The organism is Promicromonospora kroppenstedtii DSM 19349 (assembly GCF_000515355.1).
GTDB lineage: Bacteria > Actinomycetota > Actinomycetes > Actinomycetales > Cellulomonadaceae > Promicromonospora > Promicromonospora kroppenstedtii.
The window spans coordinates 3,112-8,872 of the sequence record NZ_KI911627.1 but is presented as its reverse complement, the minus strand read 5'-3'; the positions used below and the strand labels follow the sequence as shown (position 1 = coordinate 8,872).

The following is a 5,761-nucleotide window of genomic DNA, read 5'->3' as shown; positions in this document are numbered from 1 at the left end:
CGGCCGTGGCGGCGTCGGCTGCCGCGGGCACCACCCCCGCCGAGGCCACGACGGCGAGCGCCAGGCCGGTCGCGAGCCACGAACGGGTGGCGCGCCGCTTCTGGTCGGGTTCGGGCTGGACTGACATGGAGGCTCCTCCGGCGTCGTTGCTGGGTGCGGACACTCAAGCGTCTTTTTTTGTTGCTGTCAATTAAGTGGCGCCGATAGAGTCATGACATGTCCGCGAGAACTGCCGCACCCGCGCTCAGCCCGGCGGGGACGCGTGTCTTCCAGCAGCTGGTCCGGAGCGGGGACGCGTCGCGCACCGCCCTGGCCCGCGACACCGGCCTGACGCCGGGCGCGATCACGCGCGCCGTGCGCCCGCTGCTGGAGGCGGGGCTCCTGCTGGAGACGGGTGACCGGGCGTCCACCGACGGCGCGCTGGGGCGGCCCGCGACGATGGTGACCGTGCAGGCGGGGGCGCACCAGGTGATCGGCGTCAAGATCACCGCGGACCAGCTCTTCGGCGTCGTCTGCGACCTGCGGTGCCGGGTGCTGGACGAGGTCACCGTGCCGGTGGCCGACCACGCGCCCGACGCGATCGTCGGACAGATCGTGGACCTGGTCGACGGCCTGCGGGCGGGGCGGCCCGAGGTGGGCAGCGTGGGCCTGGCCGTGTCGGGCGACGTCGACGCCGCCTCGGGGCACGTGGCCTACTCACCGTTCCTGGCCTGGCACGACGTGCCGCTCGGCGAGCTCGTGGCGCAGCGCACGGGCCTGGCGACCACCGTGGAGAACGACGTGCGCGCCCTGCTGACCGGCGAGCGCTGGTACGGCGTGGGCCGCGGCATCTCGTCGCTGGCGCTCGTCACGGTCGGCACCGGCATCGGGTGCGCGCTGCTGGTCAACGGACAGGTGGTGCACGGCAGCTTCGGCGTGGCCGGCGAGGTGGGTCATGTGCTCGTGGACCCCGAGGGGCCGCTGTGCCACTGCGGCAACCGGGGCTGTGTCGAGGCGATCGCGGGGTCGGCCGGCATCCTGGAGCGCATGGCCCAGGCCGGGTTCGAGGGGCTCGGCATCGGCGACGTCGCCGAGCTGGCACGCTCCGGGCAGCCCGACGCCGTACGGGTGCTCGCCGAGGCCGGCCGCGCCGTCGGCACGGGTATCGCGACGATCGCCAACCTGCTGGGGGCGCAGCACATCGTCATCACGGGCGAGGCGATCGGAAGCAGCCTGGGGGCCGGGGTCGGCTCCGGCGGCGAGCAGGACTACGACGTCATGGACCCGCACGTCCGGAGCGCGTTCGAGCAGCGGGCGTTCGGGTCAGCCGCGCGGTCAGAGATCGAGCTGCGACCGCTGCGGTTCGTCGACTGGGCCCGCGGTGCGGCGGCGTGTGCCGTCGAGGACTTCGTGACGCACTACGGCAGGTCCTGAGACCTCGTCGCGGCCGGCGTGCGGTCGGCCTCCCGGTCGAGGTCACCGAGCGAGACGATCCCGACGGCGACCTCGCCGTCGACCACCGGGATCCGCAGGGCGCCGGCGGCGTGCATCACGCCCGCCGCGACCTCAACGGGCACGTCGGGCCCGATCGTGACGAGGTCCTCGCTGGCCACCTCGCCGACCATCGCCTCGAGGCCGAGCCCCTCGGCCAGACCCCGGACGACGAGGTCCCGGTCGGTGACGATCCCGATGACGGTGGAACCGGCGCAGACCACGAGCGCGGTCACGTCCTGGACCGCCATCGCCCGGGCCGCAGCCTCGAACGTCTCGGACATACCGATCGTCGTCGGCGCCGGTGTCATGACATCGGCGACTGTCTGGACCATGTCGCGCTCCTTCCTCCTCGGGGCCGGCGTCCGGTCATCGACACCAGCAACTCCCAACGTGCACCGCGGTCCAGCCACTCGCATCCGATTGACGCGGGATCCGGGCCGGGGGCACCGGGACCGGCGTCCGGGCAGGTCAGCACGCGGCATGTGAGGCAATCGTCCGGGCGCCGCTCTCACTTTCGCGAAACGGACGCAGGCGTCCGTTAGCGTCCCCGGCGAAGCACCGGAACAACGCACGGAGACGAATGATGCGCGCAGTGACGATCCAGGAGTTCGGCGACCCGAGCGGGATGGTGGTCTCGGACCTCCCCGCGCCGGTACCGGAACCTGGGCAGGTGGTCATCGAGAACGAGGCGATCGGGGTGGGCGGGGTCGACGCCGTCATCCGGCGCGGCACCCTCGGCGAATGGGGCTTCAGCACCGGGCTGGTGCCCGGCAGCGAGGTGGCCGGGACCGTGACGGCGGTCGGTGCGGGAGTCGACGGGTCGTGGGTGGGCCGCCGGGTCTGGGCGTTCACCGGCACGAGCGGCGGTTACGTCGAGCAGGCGGTCGCCCGGGTGGACGACGTCGTGGAGCTGCCCGCCGGGCTGTCACCGACCGACGCGGTGACCCTCGGGAGCTCGGCGCCCGTGGCGCACTTCGCGCTCGCGCACGCCCACCTCGCCCCCGGCGAGTCCGTGCTGGTTCGCGGTGCGGCGGGCAGCATCGGCATCGCGGCGGTGGAGCTCGCGGTGCGGGGCGGGGCGAGCGCGGTGGCGGTGACGACGTCGTCCGCGGAACGAGGCGACCGCCTCCGCGAGCTGGGCGCGACCCATGTGCTCGACCGGTCCGGAGATGGTGACCCAGCGGCACCGGCGGCCTACGACGTGATCGTCGACATCGTGGGCGGGGCCGGCACCCCGGAGTTCATCGACCGGCTCGCGCCGAACGGGCGCATGATCGTGGTCGGGGCGATCGCCGGGATGCCGCCGGCCGACTTCGGCGGGCGGCTGCTGGCCGCGTTCCAGCAGTCGCGCACGTTCGGCACGCTGAGCCTCGACTCGGTGTCCGCCCCCGCCCTGGCCGCCGTCCGGGCCGAGCAGCTCGTGGCCGCGGCGCGCGGCGAGCTCCACGCGGTGGTGCACGGCGTGCTGCCGCTCGACCAGGCAGCCGAGGCACACCGGCAGATGGACGCGGGGACGGTGTTCGGGCGGATCGTGCTGGTGCCGTGAGGTCACGACCGCTGGACCCTGAGGCCCAGCAGGAGGCTGTCGAGCGCTCGCTCGGTCTGGGCGAGCGCGTGCGGGCCCGGTGACCTGGCCAGCCACAGGGCCGCCTCGTTCATGGCGCCGGAGAGCAGGCGGGTCAGGGGCTCGACGGGCTGGTCCTCGATGACCCCTGCCTCGACGAGGCCGGTCAGCGCCTCGGCGAGGTGGCGGGCGGAGGAGTCCTCGTCCATCGCGCGCCACTCGTCCCAGCCGAGGACGGCCGGGGCATCCAGCAGGACGATCCTGCGCACCGTCGGATCGTGGCCGGCGGCGAGGAAGGCGTGGCAGCCGGCGCGCAGCTGGTCCCACGGGTCGGTGTGCGTCTCGGCGGCCGCTGCGACCCGCTCCCCCAGCTCGTGCTGCACCTCGGCGACGACCGCGCGGAAGAGCCCGGCCTTGCTCTCGAAGTGGTGGTAGGCGGCCCCCTTGGTCACGCCGACCGCCTGCGCGACGTCGGCGAGGACGACGGCGTGGTAGCCGTCGGCGGCGAACCGCCTGCGTCCTTCCGTGAGGAGCGCCTGCCTCGTCGCCGCTCGCTGCTCCGCCCTCGTCATCCTCGCCCTCTCTCGTTCGCATACCCTGGGTATGTTACCTTCACATACCCAGGGTATGCTAACCCGGAGAGTCGAAGGAGACGCGACATGACCACGCTCGGAAGCTTCTACCCGGTGATCGCGACGCGCGACGTCGCCACCGCGCGCGACTTCTGGACCCGGCACCTCGGGTTCGAGGTCACCTTCGAGGCCGACTGGTACGTGAGCCTGCACCGGCCGGACGCCCCGCAGTACGAGCTCGCTCTGCTGGACCACACCCACCCGACGATCCCCGAGGGACATCGCGCCCCGATCCAGGGCGGGCTCCTGCTCAACTTCGAGGTCGACGACGTCGACGCGGAGCACCGGCGGCTCGTCGGCGAGGCGGGGCTGCCGGAGCTGCTCGGCCTACGCACGGAGGCTTTCGGGCAGCGGCACTTCATCGTGGGCGGGCCGGACGGCGTGCTGATCGACGTGATCACCGTGGTGCCGGCCGATGCGGAGTATGCGGAACAGTACGCCGAGGGGCATGTGCCGGGATAGCCGCGCGCCGCCTTGACCGTGCCCCCGGGGCACGGTCTGAACTGGTGCGATGGACACCAGAATCAGGACTGACCGGCCCGGCTGGCTCGAGATCGTGGTGGGCATCGCCGGGATGGCCGTGGTCGGCTTCGTACTCCCGGCCCTGCTCAGCGACCAGATCGACTTGACGGGGGCGGTCGGGGGCGCGTTCCTGGCCTGCCTGTCGGGCATCGCGGGGGTGGCCGGGTTCGGCGTGGCGGTCCTCGTGCGCCGGCGGCCGGTGGAGTCGTTCGGCGTCCGGCGGACCAGCGCGCGCTGGCTCTGGCTGGGCGTGGCGGGTGGTGTGGTCGCACTGCTCGCCAAGGGTGTGCTGGTGCCGCTGTTCATGTGGCTGACCGACGCCCCGACGGACACCCAGGCCGGCTACGCCGCCGGAGCGAGCGGCGGTATCTGGCTGCTGGCGGTGACCGCGATCGGGCTCGTGGTGCTCACCCCTGTCGGCGAGGAGCTCCTCTTCCGCGGCGTGGTGACCACCGGCCTGCTCCGGTACGGGCCGGTGATCGCGACGGTCGGCAGCGCCGTGATCTTCGCGCTGCTGCACGGCATCAACGTGGTGCTTCCGGCCGCACTGGTCGTCGGGATCATCACCGCCGAGCTCCGCCGGCGCAGCGACTCGGTGTGGCCGGGCGTGGTGGTGCACGCGTTCAACAACTCGATCACGGTGATCGCGTACGCGGTGGCGCCGGAGATCGCAGGCTAGTCAGGCGGGATGGATCCAGGAGTGGTCGGGTCGACGCACCCGGGCGCGGGCTCGACCAGGTGGCCGACCAACTGGCGGGGGGTGTTCCGGGTGTGGTTGGCGGGGTGGTGGGCCCGGTCGGTAGGCGATGGGGCCGTGGGCGGGTGTTGTGTGGCAGCCGATCGAGTAGCGGCTGCGTGGGGTGCGGCCGGGCGCGGGGCCGGTGATGCCGACCGCGGGGGTCCAGGGCGGGGGCGTGGTGCGGTCACGGGTCTGAGTGACGTCCAGTACCTGGTCGGGATCGCCGGACGCCGACGCGGGAGGCACCGTTGCGGGATCTTCGGCCGGGTCCGGGTCGAGGGCGGGACCCGACACAGCGGTTGCTGGCGCGCCGGTGGGCGTTTCGGCATCGGCGACAGGTGCGGGCCCGCCGACAGACGCGTTGCCGAGCCCGGTCGAGCTCACGATCGATGCCACCTCAGAGGCCGAGGCGGTGGCACGTACCGAGGGCGCGCCAGGAACGGCGAACGCGCCACGCGCGGGTGTCGTGTCCCGGCCCGGTGTCGTGTCCCGGGTCCTGGCCGGGGCTGGTGGTGTGGGCGCGACCGAGACGTACGTGTGCCCGGTCGGGGTGATGGTTTCGACGGCGTGGAGGCCGTTGAGGTGGGTGGTCTTCTGGGACCAGCCCGCTGCCTGCTTCGCGTGATTACACCGGGCACACAAGCCCTGACCGTTGTCGAGACTGGTCGGGCCGCCCTCAGCGTGCGGGGTGACGTGGTCCGTGTGCCGGACCGGCGCGTCACACCAGACGGTGGCACAGACCCCTTGCTCCCGGGCCCGCAGGAGGCTCGACAACCCCGGTGGGTGGAACCGGGACGTGGAGGTCGTGGCCAGCAGTCGCCCGTGGGGGTT

General features: G+C 73.0%; 7 protein-coding genes. 4 read left to right on the top strand and 3 right to left on the bottom strand.

The window, feature by feature from the left end:
- The first annotated feature begins 216 nt into the window (after positions 1–216).
- The gene (locus tag PROKR_RS05910) at positions 217–1,413 is read left to right on the top strand and encodes an ROK family transcriptional regulator (RefSeq protein WP_036960603.1); all 1,197 of its coding nucleotides are present in this window, start codon (positions 217–219) and stop codon (positions 1,411–1,413) included.
- Here PROKR_RS05910 and PROKR_RS05905 read toward each other — a convergent pair.
- Complete coding sequence (locus PROKR_RS05905) at positions 1,398–1,805, bottom strand: CBS domain-containing protein (protein ID WP_036960600.1); 408 nt, start codon at positions 1,803–1,805, stop codon at positions 1,398–1,400. The genes PROKR_RS05910 and PROKR_RS05905 overlap by 16 nt on opposite strands.
- Positions 1,806–2,056: 251 nt before the next feature.
- Here PROKR_RS05905 and PROKR_RS05900 point away from each other — a divergent pair, with 251 nt between their 5' ends.
- Entirely contained in the window at positions 2,057–3,019 is a 963-nt protein-coding gene (locus tag PROKR_RS05900; protein WP_036960631.1) for a zinc-dependent alcohol dehydrogenase family protein, read from the top strand.
- A gap of 2 nt (positions 3,020–3,021) precedes the next feature.
- Here PROKR_RS05900 and PROKR_RS05895 read toward each other — a convergent pair whose 3' ends face one another.
- A complete protein-coding gene (locus PROKR_RS05895) occupies positions 3,022–3,609 on the bottom strand; it encodes a TetR/AcrR family transcriptional regulator (protein ID WP_036960598.1) in 588 nt (195 codons plus the stop codon).
- 87 nt (positions 3,610–3,696) lie between these two features.
- On the opposite strand from PROKR_RS05895, the gene PROKR_RS05890 reads away from it, so the two are divergent.
- Both PROKR_RS05890 and PROKR_RS05885 read left to right on the top strand, forming a co-directional pair.
- Positions 3,697–4,131, top strand: coding sequence for a VOC family protein (locus PROKR_RS05890; RefSeq protein WP_036960596.1), 435 nt, complete (start codon positions 3,697–3,699; stop codon positions 4,129–4,131).
- A 49-nt stretch (positions 4,132–4,180) separates the two neighbouring features.
- Complete coding sequence (locus PROKR_RS05885) at positions 4,181–4,870, top strand: type II CAAX endopeptidase family protein (RefSeq protein ID WP_051432725.1); 690 nt, start codon at positions 4,181–4,183, stop codon at positions 4,868–4,870.
- Here the strand turns inward: PROKR_RS05885 and PROKR_RS31395 are convergent.
- Positions 4,871–5,761, bottom strand: an 891-nt coding sequence (locus tag PROKR_RS31395) for an HNH endonuclease (protein ID WP_211240042.1), incomplete at its 5' end; no start/stop codon positions are given. It lies immediately after the preceding gene.